Below are 17,815 nucleotides of genomic sequence, written 5' to 3'. Positions count from 1 at the left end.
ATATCCTAACTTCGTGGTGCAGGTTCAACACCCGCCCGCGCATGCCGTCTTGTGACGGAACCCTCGCGCCGGCGACGAAGTCAGGAAGACCGCTATGGATAGCGACGCGCTATTGCTTGCCCGAATACAGTTCGGCTTCACCATTTCTTTTCACATCGTTTTCCCCGCGATCACCATCGGGCTGGCCAGCTATCTGGCCGTGCTGGAAGGCTTGTGGCTGAAAACGCAAAAAACCGTCTACCGCGACCTCTACCATTTCTGGACCAAGATCTTCGCCGTCAACTTTGGCATGGGCGTCGTGTCCGGCCTGGTGATGGCGTATCAGTTCGGCACCAACTGGAGCTTCTTCTCCGATTTCGCCGGCAGTGTCACTGGGCCCCTCTTGGCCTATGAAGTGCTGACGGCCTTCTTCCTGGAAGCCGGATTCCTGGGCGTGATGTTGTTCGGGTGGTCGCGCGTGGGCCCGGGCCTGCACTTTTTCTCGACCATCATGGTGGCGCTGGGCACGCTGGTGTCGGCCACCTGGATCCTGGCGTCCAACAGCTGGATGCAGACGCCCGCCGGTTACGAGATCCTGGACGGCCGCGTGGTGCCCACTGATTGGCTGGCGGTGATCTTCAACCCGTCGTTCCCCTACCGCCTGGCGCACATGGGCATCGCCGCCTTCCTGGCCACCGCGCTGATGGTGGGCGCGTCCGGCGCTTGGCACCTGCTGCGCGGCGACCGCAGCCCGGCCGTGAAGAAAATGTTCGCGATGGCGATGGGCATGCTGCTGCTGGTGGCGCCGCTGCAAGCGGTCGTGGGCGACATCCACGGTTTGAACACGCTCAAGCACCAGCCCGCCAAGATCGCCGCCATCGAAGGCCATTGGGAAAACGAGCCGGGCGCGGGCGTGCCGCTGACGCTCTTCGGCATTCCCGACATGGAGCGCGAAGAAACGCGCTTTGCGCTGAACGTACCGCGCCTGGGCAGCCTGATCCTCACGCATAGCTGGGACGGCCAATTCCCCGGGCTGAAGTCGTACCCGCCCGAAGACCGGCCCAACGCGACCGTGGTGTTCTGGTCGTTTCGCATCATGGCCGGGCTGGGCACGCTGATGATCCTGCTGGCCGGCTGGGCGCTGTGGACCCGCTGGCGCGGCCGCTTGTACGAGTCGCGCGCGCTGCAGCGGTTTGCGCTGTGGATGGGGCCGTCGGGCATCATCGCGATGCTGGCCGGCTGGTATGTCACCGAGATCGGCCGCCAGCCCTGGATCGTCTATGGCGTGATGCGCACGGCGGATGCGGCCACGCCCCACGGGGTGGGTGAACTGACGCTGACGCTTGCCCTGTTCGTGGTCGTCTACCTGCTGGTGTTCGGCGCCGGCGTGTCGTACATGCTGCGCCTGATCCGCATGGGCCCCAGCCCCGCACCCGGCCACGCCCCGCTGTCTGGCGGCCCGGGCGAACCGCGCCAGCCCTCGCGCCCGCTGTCCGCCGCGTCCACCCTGGCGGGCACTGAGCCCGCGCAACGCAAGCATTCAGGAGTCTGAGGCCATGGGCATCGATCTTGCACTGATATGGGCCGTCATCATCCTGTTCGGCGTGATGATGTATGTGGTGATGGATGGTTTCGACCTGGGCATCGGCATCCTCTTTCCGCTGATCCGCGACCGCGATGAACGCGACGTCATGGTCAACACCGTGGCGCCCGTCTGGGATGGCAACGAGACCTGGCTGGTGCTGGGCGGCGCGGGCCTGATGGCGGCGTTTCCGTTGGCCTACTCCGTCATCCTCAGCGCGTTGCACCTGCCGCTGGTCTTCATGCTGCTGGGCCTGATCTTCCGCGGCGTGGCGTTCGAATTCCGCTTCAAGGCAGACGAACACCACCGCCCGCTGTGGGACCGCGCCTTCGTGTTCGGGTCCGTATGCGCCACCTTTTTCCAGGGCGTGACGCTGGGCGCCTACATCGAAGGCATCCCGGTCGTCGACCGCGCGTATCAGGGCGGCGCCTGGGACTGGATCAGCCCATTCTCGATCTTCACGGGCCTGGGTTTGCTGGCGGGCTATGCGCTGCTGGGCTGCACGTGGCTGATCATGAAGACCGAGGGCCGGTTGCACCGTCACATGTGCGACATCGCCCGGCCGCTGACACTGGCGCTGCTGGCCGTCATCGCCGTGCTCAGCATCTGGACGCCGCTGACGCAGCCGCAGATTGCGCAGCGCTGGTTCAGCCTGCCCAACATGTTCTGGTTCTTCCCGGTGCCGGTGCTGGTGGCGGCCGCCGGTTTCGACCTGATCCGGCGCGTGCGCGGCATGCCCGCCGCCGGGCCCTTCCTGCTGTCGCTGTGCCTGGTGTTCCTGGCCTACAGCGGCCTGGGCATCAGCATCTGGCCGGCGATCATCCCGCCTGACGTGTCGATCTGGACCGCAGCTGCGCCACCGCAAAGCCTGGGCTTCGCATTGGTGGGAGCCTTGCTGATCATTCCGATTATCCTGATGTACACCGCCTGGTCGTACTACGTCTTCCGCGGCAAGGTCCGCACCGGCGAGGAGTTCCACTGATGAATGCGATGAACCGCCCCCCTCACCCGCTGCCATCGTGGCGCAGCCGCCTGTTGTGGCTGGCGCTGATCTGGGCAGGCAGCGTCGCCGCGCTGGGCGTGACCGCCTACGCGCTGCGACTAGTCATGCGCACCATTGGTATGTCGCTATGAATGCCCCCACGCTGCGCACGCTGCGCGTGCTTGCTGCCCCCCGAGGGGGCGCTTTTTGCCTTGGGGCGGCCCGGCGGCAAAAAGGGCCCCCCACGCTGCACACGCTGCGCGTGCTTGCTGCCCCCCGAGGGGGCGCTTTTTGCCTTGGGGCGGCCCGGCGGCAAAAAATGGCCCCCCCGCTGCGCACGCTTCGCGTGCTCTTTGACCCGCGCAAATAGGACCTGCCATGAAGCGCTATGAACGGCTGACCGAAGACATCACCGCCTCGATCCGATCGGGTCTGCTGCAAGTGGGCGACCGCTTGCCCTCGGTGCGGCAGACCAGCACCAGCCGCGGCGTCAGCCCGTCTACGGTGTTCAAGGCTTATTACCTGCTGGAAGCGCGCGGGCTGATCCGCGCGCGCGACCGCTCCGGGTACTACGTGCTACGCGCCCCCCAGGCCGCCCTGCCCGAACCCGACGCGCTGTCGACCGCCAGCGCGGGCCGCCATCCCGTGGACGTCAGCGACAACGTGCTGCAGGTGCTGAACGCCACCTTGCGCCGCGACATGATCCCCTTCGGCTCGGCCTTTCCCAGCCCGTCGCTGCTGCCGTACGGGCGGTTGGCCAAGTTCATGGCGTCCACCGTGCAGCAGCTGGATCCGTGGGGCTCGATCGATGATCTCAGCCCGGGCGATCCGGCGCTGCGCCGCGCCATCGCGCTGCGCTACCTGGCCGACGGCGTGTCCGTGCCGGTGGACGACATCATCATCACCAATGGCGCGCTGGACGCGCTGAACCTGAGCCTGGCCGCAGTCACGAATCCCGGCGACGCCGTGATCGTGGAATCCCCTACGTTCTACGCCGCACTGCAATCGCTGGAACGCAATCAGCTGCATGCCATCGAAGTGGCGACGCATCCGCGCGAAGGCATCGACCTGCAGGCGCTGGAGCAGGCCATCCTGCAACACCGCCCGCGCGCCTGCTGGCTGATGACGACCTTCCAGAACCCCTTGGGCAGCCTGATGCCCGACAGCAAGAAGGAAGCGCTGGTCAAACTGTTGACCAAGCATGGCGTGGCCCTGATCGAAGACGACGTCTACGGTGAACTCTACTTCGGCGAAACGCGGCCGCGACCGGCCAAGGCGTTCGACAAGGAAGGCATCGTGATGCACTGCTCGTCGTTTTCGAAAACGCTGGCGCCGGGCTATCGCGTGGGCTGGGTGGCGGCCGGGCGCTACACGCGCAAGATCATGCGCAACAAGCTGACCACCAGCCTGGCCACCGCCGCGCCGACCCAGGCCGCCATCGCGGCCTATCTGGATAAAGGCGGCTTCGACCGCCATCTGCGCCAGTTCCGCCAGACGCTGGCCTTGCAGCAAGGCGAACTGCTGCAAGCCGTGGCCCGCTACTTTCCCAAAGGCACGCGCGCGACCCGGCCGGCGGGGGGCTACTTCGTGTGGGTGGAACTGCCCGCGCATATCGACACGCTGAAGGTGCACCGCGCCGCGCTGGACCATGGCATCAGCATCGCGCCAGGGCCGCTGTTCTCGTCGTCGGGCGCGTTCGGTAATTTCCTGCGCCTGAATCACGGCCACCCGTGGAGCGTGGACCTGGAACAAGGAATGGCGACACTCGGCAAGCTGCTGGACAGTGCGTGAAGGGCAAGTGATTAACACGTTCAAGACACGAAATTCCGATTCTTGATACAGATCGACACCGGGGTTGCCACGGCCATCCTTTAGAGTTCGAGGCCTTTCATTTTCCTGCGGTGCCGCGTCGCGGCCCCATGCCTATGACCGCCTCATTTCCCCGTGTTCTGCCGCGTTATGCGTTGGGCTGCTACGCCGGCGCCTTCGCCCTGCTTTACCTGTTCAGCGCCCAGTTGCTGGCCACGTTGGACATCTGGCTGCTGCCGCGCAGCCTGCTGATCGAAATGCTGCGTTATCGCGCAATGTGGCTGGTGTTCTTCCTGACCTTGCCGACCGTCGGCTATCTGCTCTGGCGCGGGTCCGACCTGGTCGCCTGGTGGCGCGCGCCAGCCGAGCTGACGCTGGACAGCCACGCCCTGCATATCGGCCCCCGCACGCTGGCCTATACCGATGTGGCGTCGATCCGGCATCAACACAACCGCGACCATCTGGTGCTGACCCTGCGAGACGGCGAACGCCTGCGCATCCGTCTGGCCATCTGGGAAGACGGCTATGCGCTTGCCGACCAGCTGGAAGAATCGGTCGGCGGCAATCTGGAGGCCACCACGCTACGCCGGCTACAGGCCCAAGACACGGTCAGCTTCGGCCCGCTGTCCATGAATGCGTCGGGCCTGACCTACAAAGGACAGATGATCCCCTGGGCCGCCATCGATTCCATCCGCACGCAATCAGACAGCGAGGGCATGGAAACCGACGAGACCCTGATCATCGTCGCGCGCGGCAAGACCCACAAGATCGACCGCTCCAAGATCGTCAACGAACCGGTCATGCTGGCCTGTCTGCGCCAGTACCTGCCCGGCGCCTGAGCGCGACACCCGTCCGGCGCCTTGCGCCCACTTCCCCTTCCCTCTTTGTGCAGCCCCAATCATGGAAATCTACAGCTCCACCGCCCAGCAATCCCAGACGCTCGCCGATCGTCCGGTGTACTTCTCGCGCAACCGCCTGATCGCTGGCGCCGTCGTCTGGACCCTTGCCACCTTGGCCTTTGGCGCTCTGACACTGAACGCACGCGGCAACACCGGTGGTATGGCCTTCTTCGGCGCCATCACCGCGATCTCCATCTGGCTGGTCGTCAAGTGTCTCAAGCGTGCGTTCGGCCCCGCCACGCCCGTCATCACCTTCACGCGCGGCGGTCTCAAGCTGACGGACGGCACCGTCATCCCCTGGCACGCCATCAACGAGAACACCTACGTCAACCAGACCTATGTCGGCATCCCGGCCGCCAGGCAGATCCAGCTGAAGACCTCGTTGCCGGACAGAAAGCGCGTGCTGATTTCAGCGATGGCGCTGGAGATCAACGGCGACGAATATCTGGCGCTATGCGATGCGTATCAGGCGCGATAACGCTGACTGAAGTGACTTCTGCGACGTGTTCGCGCAGGTGCGGTACAAGTTCTAGGCCAGACGCCTATCGCGAAATCATCGGGGCAGCGGCACGCGCCGCCTCGACCTCGCGCAGCAAGGACGACGCGTCCGGCCGCAGCGGCAGGATCAGCCTGCCCTGCCGGTCGATCGCGCCCCACTCGCCGCCCGACATGAAGCTGTGTTCGCCGTCTGGCGTGAAGGTCTTGCGGCAGCCTTCGCACACGACGGCCAGGCCCGCGCTGTAACGGTCGACCCATTCGTAAGGGGTGGCCAGCACGCGGTTGAGCTGCGTGTCGTAATAGGCCATGCCGCCGGACCAGGGACCGCGCGTCAGGCCGTCTTCGAAATCGTCGGCCATGTTGTCGTAGGTTACGACGGCGGCCGACTTGCCATCGGGCCGCACCCAATACCAGGACCGATTCGTAAAGACCGGCGACAAGCCATCGGCGTTGAAATCCATCTGGCCCAACAGGCCGGAGCGGAACACCAACGTGTCGCCATCCACGCGCGCGCAGTGTTCGGCGGAATTCAACATTCCGCCTTCGTCTTTTTCCGCGATCATGCAGTTCAGGTCGAACGTGACGGCGGCATCCGCCGGCGTCACAGTCAGCAGAGAAAACAACAAAGTCGTCAACATGGCGGGCATCCTAGCATGCGCATGCGCTCGGCCGGGAGAGGCCCGCCATGTTGACGAAAAGCGGCTTTCGCCCCCCCGCGTCAGTTCGCCGTCGCGCCCGAGTCCTTGACGGCTTGCGCCCACGTCGCGATTTCCGACTGGATGAACGTGCCGAATGCAGCGGTGTTCACGCGGGACGCCTGCGCCCCCTCTTCCATCAGGCGTTGCTTGACCGCAGGCGCGGCCAAGGCGCCGCCCAGCGCGCCGTTCAGCGTGGCGATTACCGCGTCCGGCGTGCCGGCCGGCGCGACGATGCCATGCCACGACACCGCCTGGAAGCCGGGCAGACCGGACTCGGCCATGGTCGGCACGTCGGGCAAGGCCGGCGACCGCTGGGGCGACGTCACGGCGAGCGCGCGCAAGGTGCCCGCCTTCACGTGCGGCAACACGCCGGGAATGGTGGTGAACATGAAATCGATCTGGCCGCCGATCAGGTCGGTGATGGCCGGGCTGCCGCCCTTGTACGGCACGTGCGTGAACTGCAGCTTGGCCGCGCTCTTGAACATCTCGCCGGCCAGATGGCCCGGTGTGCCGGCGCCCGCTGACCCCATGTTGGTCTTGTCGCCCTGCGAGCGGATGTACGCGATCAGCTCCTGCACATTGGCGGCCTTGACGTTGGGGCCGATGACCAGCACGTTCGGGACCGTCGCCAAGAGCGTGACCGGTTTGAAGTCCTTCACCGCATCGTAAGAGATGCGTGAGTACAGCGACGGATTGATGCCGTGCGTGCTGGCGGTGGCCAGCAACAGGGTGTAGCCGTCCGGCGCCGAGGACGCCACCTGCTTGGCGGCGATGGTGCCATTGGCCCCGCCCTTGTTATCGATGACGATGGTCTGCCCCAGCGTCTTGGCCGCTTCGGCCGCGACCGTTCTTGCCAGGATGTCGGACGTGCCGCCGGCCGAATGCGGCACCACGAGCGTGATCGGTTTGGTGGGGAAGGATTGCGCGTGCGCCGACGGCAATGCCGGCGACAGACAGGCGGCCAGCGCAACGCGCGCCAGCAGTCGGGAACGGAACATGGAAGTCTCCTGGGTTGTTGTTGAATGCGGCGCCTTCAAAGGACGCCGTCATGCCCGCGCGGGACGGGTCCGGTCAATCGGACCCCAGTTGCAGCTTGTTGGGCTGGCGCTTTTCAATGGACCACTTGAGCAACGCGGCAGACCGGTAGATGCCATGCGCGAACTTGCCGTAGGGCAGTGTCAGGAACAGCGCCATCACCACGCCCAGATGTATCGCCAGCAGCAAGGCCATCGCACTGCCGTCGCGCCCCGCCAGCAACGCCAGACCCGTGGCGCTGGTCAGGAACAGCAGCAGGATGAAGCCGCGGTCCATCGGCTTTTGCGCCGCGTCGCCTTGTTGCGGATGCCGTTTGACGTTCAGCCACAGCAGCCCCGCCGGCCCGATCAGAAGGCCGATGCCGCCTGCCGTGCCCAACAGCACCGGCGCGCTCAAGAGCGGATAAGGCGCCTGCTGGCCCAGCAGGTAGTGGTAGAGCGTTGCCACGCAGGTGGCCGCGAAACACAGCATGAAGCCGTAGAACGTGAAGTGGTGGAAGCGTCGGCGCCACAGGGTGAAGGCGTCGTCCGCGTTGTTGCAGCCCTTGCCGTGCCCGCCATCCAGATAGCGCAGGCGCAACGCGTCGTGCGCCGCCTCCGCTACTGCGGCGCCGGACGCGGCACCCGGGCTGACGTTGCGCCAGAAGCGCGTGACGCCCACGCCCAGCGCCAGCATCGAAAACCCGAACACCACGCCGAACATCAGCGCCAGCGTGTTGTGCGGGAACACGGCGTAGAAGTTGCCGGCCATCGGCGCGTGGAACAGGCTGCCTGCCATCAGCACCGCCAACACCAGGAACAGCGCCAGGCCGCCTGCCGTGGCCAAGGACAAGGCCAGGCCGTTGCGCTTGTACAGCGAGCCCAGCGCGGCGGGCCACGCGTAATCGGTGTAGGTCTGCATGCGTACCTTGGCCATCGCCTGCGGCACGTTCACCGCGAATTCATGCGGCGGCGCGTACTGACAGGCGTGCAGACAGGCGCCGCAGTTGTGGCACAGATTGGCCAGGTAGTTCAGGTCCGCCTTGCCGAATTCCAGACGACGGGTCATCGCCGGAAACACGGCGCAGAACCCCTCGCAATAGCGGCAGGCGTTGCATATCTGCATGACGCGGGCGACTTCGGTTTCGTCGGCGGTCAGCAAGTCCGCCTGGGGCTTTGCCTGCTTGCCCAGCCAGCGCACCGGCTGCTCGGTCATGGCGGGCGCGGCCTCGGCATGCGGGGTGGAGAAAGACTGCGCCTCGCGGGCCAGGGCTTCAAGCTGCTTCATATCGTGCTCTTCACAAGGATCGAGGCGCGCGCGGCGGCGGCGGCCCGGGTGCCGGCAATACGGCCGAACGCGGTGCCGATGGACATGCCCACCCCCGCCGTGTAGCCCTTGCCCAACACGTTGCCAGCCATCATTTCGCCAGCGACGAACAGGTTGTCGCTGGGCACGTCGTTGAACCGCACCGCGGCGGTGTCATCCACCTTCAGGCCCAGATAGGTAAACGTGATGCCCGGGCGCAGCGCGTAGCCGTAGAACGGCGCGGTGTCGATCGGCCGCGCCCAGTGCGTCTTGGCGGGCGTGACGCCTTCGGTATGGCAGTCGTCCAGCGCGGTGTGGTCGAACGTGCCGACCCGGCAGGCCGCGTTGTAATCGGCCATGGTCTGCGCAAACGTGGCGGGGTCCAGGCCGAGTTTTTCCGCCAGCTCGGGCAACGTATCGGCCTGCACGCCCGGAAATACCGGCGGCATGAAGCGGCCGATGGCCTTGGCGTCGATGATGGAATAGGCGATCTGGCCGGGCTGCATGGCGGTCAGCCGGCCCCAGATGGCGTAACGCTTAGGCCAGAAATCCTCGCCTTCGTCGTAGAAGCGCACCGCGTCGCGGTTGACCACGACACCCAACGACACGCAGTCGATGCGCGTGCAGATGCCGCCGTCGTACAGCGGTGCGCGCGCGTCGATCGCCACGCAGTGCGATTGGGACGGGTCGCCAATACTGTCCGCGCCCGCGTCCAACATGAATTTCAGCAGCACGCCCATGTTGAAGCGCGTGCCGCGGATCAGGAAATTGTCGGCCGGCCATTCGCCGCGCTCGTTCTGGCCCCACGCTTCGCGCAGCCATTCCCGGTTGGATTCAAAGCCGCCCGCCGCCAACACACAGGCGCGCGCCTCGATGCGTTCCTCGCCAATGCGCGCGGCCTTGAACCGGCCGTCTTCCAGTTCCAGCGCATCGACCGGCGCGTGATAGCGGATCTGCACGCCCAGCGCCTCGGCGCTGCGGTAATACGCATTCACCAGCGCCTTGCCGCCACCCATGAAGAACGCATTGGTACGCGCCACGTGCAGCGCGCCCGACAGCGGCGGCTGGAAGTTCACGCCGTGGCGGCGCATCCAGTCGCGACAGGTCGAGGATTCGCGGATGACCAGCCGCGCCAGATGTTCGTTGGTCAGTCCGCCCGTGACTTTCAACAGGTCCTGCCAGTATTCCTCTTCGGGATAGGCCTCGGTCAGCACGTCCTGCGGCGCATCGTGCATGCAGCGCAAATTGCGGGTGTGCTGCGAATTGCCGCCGCGCCATTCACGCGGCGCGGCCTCCAGCAGCATCACGCTTGCACCAGCCTCGCGCGCCATCAGGGCCGCGCACAGCGCCGCGTTGCCCCCTCCCACCACCAAGACGTCCACCATGCCATCGTCCCCAAATCAATGGAGCGACTGTACTCAGTGGCCGACGGTTGCGATATCAGGCGGGCGTCAACGGGTGTTCACGATCCGTGAAGGGCCACGACCGCCCATTTTCCGTCTCGCGCCAGCGTGCGCGACACGTCCGCCAGCACCAGCCGGGCCGCCAGCCCGGCGGGCGAGAGTTCGTCGTCGGACAGGCTGGCCAGCAGATTGGGGCGGAACAGATGCGCGTCGTCGATGCGCGCCATGTGTAACTGGCCGGGCGCGATCCGCGCGGTGGCGGAGCTGGGCTGGATGGTGGCGGCGTTGCCCAGCTGCACGACGTCCATCAGCAACGACAGTCCGTCGACTTCGGCCACCACGCGGGGCGCCTGCCCCACTTGCTGGAACGCGTTGTTGACCAGCGCGCGCAGGCCGTGACGGCCGCTGGGAAGCACCAGCGGCAGATGCGCGATGGCCTCCAGCCGCGTCGTGCCGCCGTCGGGCAGGCCTGGCATGTCGCGCCGGGCACAGAGATACAGTGGTTCGTCCAGGAGCGGCATGATGCTCCAGCGCCGCGCGGACTCGGCGTGGAACACGATGGCCAGGTCCAGCAAGCGGCCGTTCAGCATGTCGGCCAAGTGGCCCGACAGCGCCTCCACCAGATGCAGGCGGATGTCGGGATAGCGCTCGTTCATGGCTTGCAGGAAGGGCGCCCCCAGAATGGCCGCCGTCGTCGATGGCAGCCCCACGCTGACGTGGCCGGCCAGCCGGGCCTGCTGGGCGGCCGTCACCGCATCGTCGGCGTGCCGCAGGGCAAGCTGCGCCTGCCGGAAGAAAGCCAGCCCGGCGTCCGTCGGCACGACGCCACTGGCGCTGCGCTGCAGCAAGCGGGTCGAGAGTTCGCCTTCAAGCCGGCTGATCTGCTGGCTGAGGGCAGACGTGACCATGCCCAGGGACATGGCCGCGCGGCCGATGCTGCCGGCTTCGACGACGCGGACGAAGTAACGCAACTGGCGCAGTTCCATGGCGGCTGCCTGGCCGCGCCGTCAGGCGGCAGGGATCGTCAGGCCCTTGGCCACTGCCGGGCGGGCGACGAAGGCCTCGAGCACGCGGGCCACGTTCTTGAACTGCGAGAACTCGACCAGGTCGCCGGCGCCATAAAAGCCGACCAGGTTGCGCACCCAGGGCAGGATGGCGATGTCGGCAATGGTGTATTCATCGCCCATCACCCAATCGCGGCCTTGCAGGCGCTGGTCCAGCACGCCCAACAGGCGCTTGGACTCCGCCACGTAGCGGTCGCGCGGACGCTTGTCTTCGTATTCCTTGCCGGCGAACGTATGGAAGAAACCCAACTGGCCGAACATGGGCCCGATACCGCCCATCTGGAACATGATCCATTGCAGCGTCTCGTAGCGCCCGGCGGTGTCCGCCGGAATGAACCGGCCCGTCTTGCTGGCCAGGTAGATCAGGATGGCGCCGGATTCAAACAGCGCCAGCGGTTTGCCGTCCGGGCCATTGGGGTCCAGGATGGCCGGGATCTTGTTGTTCGGGCTGATCGAGAGGAATTCGGGCGTGAACTGGTCCTTCGTGTCGAAACTGACGCGGTGCGGCTCGTAAGGCAGGCCCAGTTCCTCTAGCAGGATCGACACCTTTACGCCGTTGGGCGTGGGCAAGGAATACAGCTGGATGCGGTCGGGATGGACGGCGGGCCACTTCTTGGTGACGGCAAACGAATCAAGGGAGGTCATGCGGGGGTTCTCCAGGCGGGGCGGAAATCTTGCGGCGGGATTTGCGCGGTAATCCTAGCGCAAATCCCGGGAATTCCGCGAGATTCCCCGGTTGCCGGCGCGGCTGAACGCCTGCGGCGGGCCCTAGCCCGGACGCCGGCTGGCCAGCCGCCAAAGCGCCGCCCGAAGCACCGCCACTGCCAGCGCGATCGGCAACACCAGCTGCCATTGCGCCAGGAAGAGCTCCCGCGTCGCCTCGCCAGGCGCCCAGGTGTTACCGAAGACTTGCGGCGAGGGCGGGGCCAGGTACAAGGCGATCAGCGCCGCAGCCATTCCCGCCCCTGCCTGCCACCCGGCCGACCGGGGCGCCTTCAGCCCCCGTTCGGCCACGACCAAGGTCAGCAGGCCCCCCAGGCCGGCCAGCACGGCCTCGGCATAGAAGTCCCGCGGCCCGTACAGGTACGGCGCGTCGGGGATCACCCAGCCGTAGGTGTCCGTCGTCAGCACCGACGTCAGGCAGGCGCCAAAGAGCGCTGCGGCAGCGGCCAGCAGCAAGAAGTCGCAAACTCGGAGCAGGAAAGTGGGCATTGCGAAAAGGCGTCGCCGCGCGGGGAAAGGGATCGGCCGCAGCATGCCACAGGTCGCGGTCCCGCGCAGGCCTGCGCCACGGACGCCCGTCACGGGCTACAGTAACCAGCCCTTGCCCCTTGCCCGGATGTCCATGCGCGCCCCCCGCCTGCTTGCTGCCCTGTTCCTGAGCGCCGCCCTGCATGGGCCGGCGTCCGCCGCGCCGCTGCTGGACCAGCGCTACGGGCCGGACGCCGCCCAGGCGGCCGACGTATACCTGCCGGCCGTCCGCGCCACTGGCGCTGCCCCCATCCTGGTCATCGTCCACGGGGGATCCTGGAAGAACGGAGACAAGGCGGCGCCGGAAGTCGTCCAGAACAAGCTGGCCTACTGGCTGCCGAAGGGCTTTGTGGTGGTGTCGGTCAACACGCGATTGCTGCCGCAGGCGCGTCCCGACGCGCAGGCCGAGGACCTGGGCCGCGCGCTGGCCTGGATCCGCCATCGCGCCGGGCAATGGAATGCCGACCCGGACCGTCTCATCGTCATGGGGCATTCATCGGGCGCCCACCTGCTGGCGCTGCTGGCCGCCGACGCGGCCATGCGGCAACGCACCGGCGCGCAAGCCTGGCAGGCCAGCGTGATTCTGGACGGCGCAGGCTTCGACCTGCTGGACGTCATGCCCCGCCCGCATGCCCCCTTCTACGACGAGGCCTTTGGCAACGATCCCGCGCAATGGGCGGCGGCATCGCCGGCGGCGCAACTGCGCGGCCCGCAGCCGCCCGCGCTATTCGTGTGTTCGACGCTGCGGCCCGACCCGTGCCGTCGATCGCAACACTACGCCGACCAGCTGAAAGCGCAAGGCGGCCAAGCGGAACTCGTAGGCGTTGCGCGCAATCATGCGCAGATCAATGCCGACGTGGGCGCGGACAACGACGAAACCCGCGCGATCAGCGCATTCATCGATGCGCGGCTTGGGCGCTAGCAGGGCAAGCGCGCCTCCGCCTACCGCAAGTCCTCGGGGTTGATGGATGCGTCGCGCACGTACATGTCGTTGGGGTCCGGCGTAAGCGACGCCTCGATGTCGGCGGGAAACGCCGGAATCCGGCTGGTCCGCATCACCGCCCACCGCATGAGGGTGTGCAGATAGTTGAAAGGGATCATCGTGATGTACATCAGCCCCGGGCTTTGCGCGTCGTTGGCGAAGACCCGTTCCTTGCTGAAGGCGAAGCTCTCGCGCCTGCCGTCCACCAGCATGCAGAATTTGACCTCCTGGATTACGGCCTGGGGCCCTTCCTCCATGTACCGGCGTAGAAACTCCCAATGGGAGTAGGCGTTCTCCTGGCGGCTGGTGGCGATGCAGAAGGCGAAGGTCTCGCGGACGGTCTGGCCGTCATCGTCCAGGATCAGCCCGCGGATGTCCCAGTTGGACGAACCGAACAGCCCCTTGCCTCTGCCCAGGGTGAAATAGATCTTGTCCCAGGGCGCCGACAACACCGTGCCGTCCAGGCGGAACACGTGCACCTGACGGTGCTTGCGGTCCAGGATGATGGGATAGTGGGTCCAGCGGAACAGCTCCTTGCCGGCCAGCCACGCCCCGAACGCGCCCAGGGCGACGAACATGGCGATGCAGGCATAGACGGCTTCCCACAAGCCGTTCTCGTCGGGAAGCCCGCCGAACGCGAGCAACCAGGAGAAATAGGCCACGCCCCAGATCGCGAAGGCGACGGGGATGGCGCCCATCAGCGCCACGAAGCCGCGCCAGCCATACCAGCGGTCCACCGACACCAGGCGTTGCGAATCCATCTTGACCACGCACAGCTGGGCCAGCAACGGCACGTCCAGGCGCTTCTTCTGCGACAGGTGGTGTTGCCGTTCGGCGTCCGACAGCGGCCGGTTGTTCTGAAACTTCGGGATCAACCCCGTGAAATCCATCAATCCCCTCCCAGGGCCAAGCGCAGATTGTTCATTTCGTCTTGCAGACCATAGTAGTAGTCCGTGCCCGACTGTCCCTGGAACTTGCCCCACAGGCAACGCTTGAGCCACTCCTTGATCTTGTCATCCTTAAAATACTCGATCAGGATGGCCACGATGATCAAGGCCACCGCGAAGATGATGCCGAAGACCGTGGACGCCATTGCAAACGCGGCGATCAGCGCCAGGCTGAGGATGCCCGACGCGATGTACAGACCGCCCATCAGGCCATTGCGTTCGACGTTGATCTGCTGCGCGCCGCTCTTGAAATCGAAAATCGCCATGATGACGCCGGTGACGACGCCGATCCGCCCGCCCCAGCGCGCCAGCAGCGTGCCGGTGGCTTCCACCCCGATGCCCGCGCCCAGCCGCATGCCGGCCGCGCCCTGCGCCTTCAGCGCCACGCCCAGCACCTCGGCGAACGAGCCTCCCGCCCCCGCGATGCCCACGACGAACTTCCAGCTGGCGTCCTTGCGCTCGTGCAGCATCGCCGTGTCCAGGTCGCTCCACAGCTTGTAGAGCGTCACGGCCTGGAACAGGCAACTGACCGCCCCCACCCGCACGTCGGTGTTGATGACGGTCCGCCAACGGGACATTTCCCGCGCTTCGTATTCCTCGATGGTCATGGTGGACTGGGCCAGGCGGCGCGCCTGCTCATTTCCATTCAGGTCGGTCGGCACGCTGGACGCCGCCTCTCGGTCCACCACCATGAACCACTGCTTCTTGTCGGTCCCCTCCAACTGCTCGCCCTTGATCTCCAGGCGCCGCAGTTCGTCCGAGACGGCCCGCTCCATCTGGCGCACGTTGACCTGCGAACCATGCTGGCGCAGGACCTCGCGGATCAGCGCGGCGCGAAACGCCTTCTTGCTGCCCACCACATCGACGATCACAACGGGTTTTTCGGTCACCAGCCCCAGCAGCACCGCGATCTTGCGCGCGATCCGATGGTCGACACCCAAACGCAGCAGGCCCACGATCGGGCCCATCAATTGCTCCATCAGCCGCGCCGACTTGTCCAGCCGCCCCTTGCTCAGCGACTGCAGCGCGGTCTTGTAGGTCTCGTGCAGATTGCCCCACGGGATGGCCTTCCAATCGACGATGGCGTCATGCGCCTCCACCACTTTTTCAGCGATCAGGTCCTGGTTGTGGACCATGGCGCGCAACAGCAGGTTGCTGGTGTCCGTCGGTTCGCCCTGCAACCACCGCGTATACAGATCGAAGCAGGCCTTCTTGTCCTGGGTGCCGTCCACGCATAGCGAGAACACCGTCTGGAAAACCTCGCCGCTGTCCACGTTCTTGACGTCGTAATTGCAGCCGAACGACGAAATGGTGTGGTCGCAGGTCATCCAGGCGACGTGCGCCTTCGCCAGCGGCACGATGACTTCCGCATCAAACTTCCCCAGCCGGCCGTCAAAGTCCTTTTGCCAATCGGCGCGCGCCTTCTCGTCGTAGGCGTCCAGGTAGTCCTTCCATTCGTTCCATTTGACCGTCCAGCGCTCTTGCTCCGTCGGATACCGGTAGCGGTCGGCTTCCGCCTCGCGCTGCTCGCGATGGCCGTCGATCAATGCGTCGGCCAGGATCTGGCCCAGGGCCGAGCCTCCGCCGCCCGTCCCCATCATGTTCGGGGTGGTCGTTCCGTACACGGACTGGTTGGTCGCGTCGGTGGCGCGCTGGTTGAGGAACCGCGTCTCGGCGGTCTGCATGACGATCTCGCGCAGCGACTCGATGGACTTGGATATCGTCAGTTGACGAATGTCTTCGCGGTTCGAGACAAATTCGTCAAAGCGGTAACGCATCAGGCGCGCCACGTCCTGCAGCACGCCGGTGCCGTCGGGCAGGGCCAGCATCAGTCCGTTACCGGGCGAAAACGCTTCCGCCGCGTCTTCGATCATGCCGCCCATCCAGCCCTTGACGTCCATGTAGCCGACCGTGCTCCATCCCAGCACCCGGGTCTTCTCGCTATGGGTGAGGTTCTGCTTGCGATGCACCACATAGTCCGCCGCCGTATCCTTCAGCGTATTGATGCGCTTGGCGTTCGGATGCTGCTTGCTGCTCAGCCACGCCTGCACGTCGAACTTGAACATGTGCCGCTCGCGCATCTGCGCGCCGGCTCTGCCCTTGTGCGCCTTGCAGACGTCCTTGGTCCACTGCACGTCCGAAAACGCCAGCCAGACAAACGTGGCCCGGCGCGCGTTCGGGATGGTCAGCAGCGAAGCCCGCGCCTCGTGGTCCATCGTGCACGTGAACGCGCGGTCGCAGGCTTCGACCGGCTTATCCAGGTCGAAGTTGTACAGCGTGGCGTTCTCGTTGACGTAATACCCCTTCAACTCCCGCTGCGCCTCGTCGTACACGTACAGGTAGCCCGTGCGCAACAGGCGCACCCCGTAACGCGCGCCTTGTCCCAACGGCTTGTCCGCGAGTTCGATGCCTTCGAATTCGCCCGTCAGCGGCGCAAACATGTCGTCGGCGGGCAGCACCGCGTAACGCAGCGGCATGATGGGCAGGCCGACGCGATGGAATGGGCAGTCTTCCTCACAATTCAACGAGGACCGCTTCTTGCCGCAATTCTTGGGATCATCGGCCATGCTGCTCTCCAGTTCGGCTCATATCGGTGTGAATCCGCGACCAATCTTCGTCGTCCAGCGCTTGCGTGGCAGCGACATAAGGATGGTCGTCTTGGTCGTCCATTGCGCGCAGGCACGCCTGCACCTGATCGTGGCGGTAGAAGTCGGCATGCACCGCCAAGGCGTGGCGCGCGAACGCCTTGCGGTCGGGCAGCGTGCGCAGGCCCAGATCCCGCGCGGTGCGGAAATGGCCCATGACGGCGCGGCCCAGCCGGATGCGTCCGTCGATGTCCAGCCCTTCCAATCCGGCCAGCACTTCATTCATTGGTTGCACGTGGACAAGCGCGAACGATTGTTCGGGCGTTAGCGCCAGGTGCGGCGCCGCCTCCACCGCCGGGCGTTCGATCGTATGCCAGGCCTGGTGCAGGCACACATGGAAGGCCTGCACGGGACCGAACAGCCAGGCTAATTGCGCAGGCGCCAGCATCCACGGCAATTGCACCAGCACGCGCGGATCGAAGAAGCGGAAGAAGCACGGGCCGGTCCCCGCCATGTCGATCACCAGCCGGGACCGCAGGTGCCTCGCCACCCGCTCTGGCCGGTCGGAACGCAGCAGCGCCGCCAGCCAGGGGACCTCGCCCGCCTGCACCTGCTGGTTCAAACTGGCCAGCACCGCCACGGTCTGCCGGGCATCCAGGGCGGCCAGATCCGCCAGCCGGGGCATCAGGGCCGGCATGCCGGCCAACGCCGGCGGCACGATGGGTTCGGGCTCGATGAAGTCGGGCATGCCCCGTGCCTGGTCATCCTGCACCAGACCCAGGTGAAACGCCTTCAGGATTCGATAGTCCAGCATGGC

Annotated in this window: 17 protein-coding genes; 7 read left to right on the top strand and 10 right to left on the bottom strand. The window is 66.0% G+C overall.

Translation table 11 applies throughout. The features are described from left to right. Window positions 1–94 precede the first annotated feature (94 nt). The 6 genes from HG262_RS12855 to HG262_RS12830 all read left to right on the top strand — a co-directional run bounded on the left by HG262_RS12855 (window position 95) and on the right by HG262_RS12830 (window position 5,729). Window positions 95–1,531, top strand: coding sequence for a cytochrome ubiquinol oxidase subunit I (locus tag HG262_RS12855; protein WP_169271399.1), 1,437 nt, complete (start codon window positions 95–97; stop codon window positions 1,529–1,531). Between the two features lie 4 nt (window positions 1,532–1,535). Then, window positions 1,536–2,543, top strand: a complete 1,008-nt coding sequence (cydB, locus tag HG262_RS12850) for a cytochrome d ubiquinol oxidase subunit II (RefSeq protein WP_169271398.1) — start codon at window positions 1,536–1,538, stop codon at window positions 2,541–2,543. Window positions 2,544–2,551: 8 nt separating this feature from the next. Next, the gene (locus HG262_RS12845) at window positions 2,552–2,695 is read left to right on the top strand and encodes a DUF2474 domain-containing protein (RefSeq protein WP_248293348.1); all 144 of its coding nucleotides are present in this window, start codon (window positions 2,552–2,554) and stop codon (window positions 2,693–2,695) included. 226 nt (window positions 2,696–2,921) lie between these two features. Then, a complete protein-coding gene (locus tag HG262_RS12840) occupies window positions 2,922–4,334 on the top strand; it encodes a PLP-dependent aminotransferase family protein (protein WP_169271396.1) in 1,413 nt (470 codons plus the stop codon). Between the two features lie 134 nt (window positions 4,335–4,468). Next, window positions 4,469–5,191: a hypothetical protein gene (locus HG262_RS12835; protein ID WP_169271395.1), complete on the top strand. Its 723-nt coding sequence runs from the start codon at window positions 4,469–4,471 to the stop codon at window positions 5,189–5,191. A gap of 61 nt (window positions 5,192–5,252) precedes the next feature. Further along, complete coding sequence (locus tag HG262_RS12830) at window positions 5,253–5,729, top strand: hypothetical protein (RefSeq protein WP_169271394.1); 477 nt, start codon at window positions 5,253–5,255, stop codon at window positions 5,727–5,729. 64 nt (window positions 5,730–5,793) lie between these two features. On the opposite strand, the gene HG262_RS12825 is transcribed toward HG262_RS12830, so the two are convergent. The 7 genes from HG262_RS12825 to HG262_RS12795 all read right to left on the bottom strand — a co-directional run bounded on the left by HG262_RS12825 (window position 5,794) and on the right by HG262_RS12795 (window position 12,445). Next, a complete protein-coding gene (locus HG262_RS12825; RefSeq protein WP_169271393.1) occupies window positions 5,794–6,387 on the bottom strand; it encodes a hypothetical protein in 594 nt (197 codons plus the stop codon). An 80-nt stretch (window positions 6,388–6,467) separates the two neighbouring features. After that, a complete protein-coding gene (locus HG262_RS12820) occupies window positions 6,468–7,445 on the bottom strand; it encodes a tripartite tricarboxylate transporter substrate binding protein (RefSeq protein ID WP_169271392.1) in 978 nt (325 codons plus the stop codon). A 73-nt stretch (window positions 7,446–7,518) separates the two neighbouring features. Further along, window positions 7,519–8,748 (bottom strand): tricarballylate utilization 4Fe-4S protein TcuB, encoded by a 1,230-nt coding sequence (tcuB, locus tag HG262_RS12815; protein WP_169271391.1) that lies wholly within the window; start codon window positions 8,746–8,748, stop codon window positions 7,519–7,521. After that, window positions 8,745–10,151: an FAD-dependent tricarballylate dehydrogenase TcuA gene (gene tcuA / locus HG262_RS12810; RefSeq protein WP_169271390.1), complete on the bottom strand. Its 1,407-nt coding sequence runs from the start codon at window positions 10,149–10,151 to the stop codon at window positions 8,745–8,747. Before tcuA ends, tcuB begins: the two co-directional genes overlap by 4 nt. 77 nt (window positions 10,152–10,228) lie before the next feature. Beyond that, window positions 10,229–11,155: a LysR family transcriptional regulator gene (locus HG262_RS12805; protein ID WP_169271389.1), complete on the bottom strand. Its 927-nt coding sequence runs from the start codon at window positions 11,153–11,155 to the stop codon at window positions 10,229–10,231. 21 nt (window positions 11,156–11,176) lie between these two features. Next, the gene (locus HG262_RS12800) at window positions 11,177–11,878 is read right to left on the bottom strand and encodes a glutathione S-transferase N-terminal domain-containing protein (RefSeq protein WP_169271388.1); all 702 of its coding nucleotides are present in this window, start codon (window positions 11,876–11,878) and stop codon (window positions 11,177–11,179) included. Window positions 11,879–12,001: 123 nt separating this feature from the next. After that, on the bottom strand, window positions 12,002–12,445 hold the full coding sequence (locus tag HG262_RS12795; RefSeq protein ID WP_169271387.1) for a hypothetical protein: 444 nt from the start codon (window positions 12,443–12,445) through the stop codon (window positions 12,002–12,004). A 133-nt stretch (window positions 12,446–12,578) separates the two neighbouring features. Here HG262_RS12795 and HG262_RS12790 point away from each other — a divergent pair, with 133 nt between their 5' ends. Next, complete coding sequence (locus HG262_RS12790) at window positions 12,579–13,406, top strand: alpha/beta hydrolase (protein ID WP_169271386.1); 828 nt, start codon at window positions 12,579–12,581, stop codon at window positions 13,404–13,406. Between the two features lie 20 nt (window positions 13,407–13,426). On the opposite strand, the gene HG262_RS12785 is transcribed toward HG262_RS12790, so the two are convergent. Genes HG262_RS12785 through HG262_RS12775 form a run of 3 tightly spaced genes read right to left on the bottom strand, consistent with a single transcriptional unit; the run spans window position 13,427 to window position 17,812 of the window. Further along, window positions 13,427–14,356, bottom strand: coding sequence for a DUF6708 domain-containing protein (locus HG262_RS12785; protein ID WP_169271385.1), 930 nt, complete (start codon window positions 14,354–14,356; stop codon window positions 13,427–13,429). Further along, window positions 14,356–16,980: a T6SS effector BTH_I2691 family protein gene (locus tag HG262_RS12780; protein WP_169271384.1), complete on the bottom strand. Its 2,625-nt coding sequence runs from the start codon at window positions 16,978–16,980 to the stop codon at window positions 14,356–14,358. The genes HG262_RS12785 and HG262_RS12780 overlap by 1 nt, the downstream gene beginning before the upstream one ends. Continuing rightward, on the bottom strand, window positions 16,970–17,812 hold the full coding sequence (locus HG262_RS12775) for a DUF4123 domain-containing protein (protein WP_169271383.1): 843 nt from the start codon (window positions 17,810–17,812) through the stop codon (window positions 16,970–16,972). Before HG262_RS12775 ends, HG262_RS12780 begins: the two co-directional genes overlap by 11 nt. Window positions 17,813–17,815: the final 3 nt, after the last annotated feature.

The organism is Achromobacter sp. Bel (assembly GCF_012928505.1).
GTDB lineage: Bacteria > Pseudomonadota > Gammaproteobacteria > Burkholderiales > Burkholderiaceae_B > Achromobacter.
This window is presented reverse-complemented; position numbering and strand designations above follow the sequence as displayed.

What these genes read in the sequence shown, in the direction of transcription:
- HG262_RS12855 (WP_169271399.1), top strand. Translation starts at nt 95, where the DNA reads ATGGATAGCGACGCGCTATTGCTTGCCCGAATACAGTTCGGCTTCACC.
- cydB (WP_169271398.1), top strand. Translation starts at nt 1,536, where the DNA reads ATGGGCATCGATCTTGCACTGATATGGGCCGTCATCATCCTGTTCGGC.
- HG262_RS12845 (WP_248293348.1), top strand. Translation starts at nt 2,552, where the DNA reads ATGAACCGCCCCCCTCACCCGCTGCCATCGTGGCGCAGCCGCCTGTTG.
- HG262_RS12840 (WP_169271396.1), top strand. Translation starts at nt 2,922, where the DNA reads ATGAAGCGCTATGAACGGCTGACCGAAGACATCACCGCCTCGATCCGA.
- HG262_RS12835 (WP_169271395.1), top strand. Translation starts at nt 4,469, where the DNA reads ATGACCGCCTCATTTCCCCGTGTTCTGCCGCGTTATGCGTTGGGCTGC.
- HG262_RS12830 (WP_169271394.1), top strand. Translation starts at nt 5,253, where the DNA reads ATGGAAATCTACAGCTCCACCGCCCAGCAATCCCAGACGCTCGCCGAT.
- HG262_RS12825 (WP_169271393.1), bottom strand. Translation starts at nt 6,387, where the DNA reads ATGTTGACGACTTTGTTGTTTTCTCTGCTGACTGTGACGCCGGCGGAT.
- HG262_RS12820 (WP_169271392.1), bottom strand. Translation starts at nt 7,445, where the DNA reads ATGTTCCGTTCCCGACTGCTGGCGCGCGTTGCGCTGGCCGCCTGTCTG.
- tcuB (WP_169271391.1), bottom strand. Translation starts at nt 8,748, where the DNA reads ATGAAGCAGCTTGAAGCCCTGGCCCGCGAGGCGCAGTCTTTCTCCACC.
- tcuA (WP_169271390.1), bottom strand. Translation starts at nt 10,151, where the DNA reads ATGGTGGACGTCTTGGTGGTGGGAGGGGGCAACGCGGCGCTGTGCGCG.
- HG262_RS12805 (WP_169271389.1), bottom strand. Translation starts at nt 11,155, where the DNA reads ATGGAACTGCGCCAGTTGCGTTACTTCGTCCGCGTCGTCGAAGCCGGC.
- HG262_RS12800 (WP_169271388.1), bottom strand. Translation starts at nt 11,878, where the DNA reads ATGACCTCCCTTGATTCGTTTGCCGTCACCAAGAAGTGGCCCGCCGTC.
- HG262_RS12795 (WP_169271387.1), bottom strand. Translation starts at nt 12,445, where the DNA reads ATGCCCACTTTCCTGCTCCGAGTTTGCGACTTCTTGCTGCTGGCCGCT.
- HG262_RS12790 (WP_169271386.1), top strand. Translation starts at nt 12,579, where the DNA reads ATGCGCGCCCCCCGCCTGCTTGCTGCCCTGTTCCTGAGCGCCGCCCTG.
- HG262_RS12785 (WP_169271385.1), bottom strand. Translation starts at nt 14,356, where the DNA reads ATGGATTTCACGGGGTTGATCCCGAAGTTTCAGAACAACCGGCCGCTG.
- HG262_RS12780 (WP_169271384.1), bottom strand. Translation starts at nt 16,980, where the DNA reads ATGGCCGATGATCCCAAGAATTGCGGCAAGAAGCGGTCCTCGTTGAAT.
- HG262_RS12775 (WP_169271383.1), bottom strand. Translation starts at nt 17,812, where the DNA reads ATGCTGGACTATCGAATCCTGAAGGCGTTTCACCTGGGTCTGGTGCAG.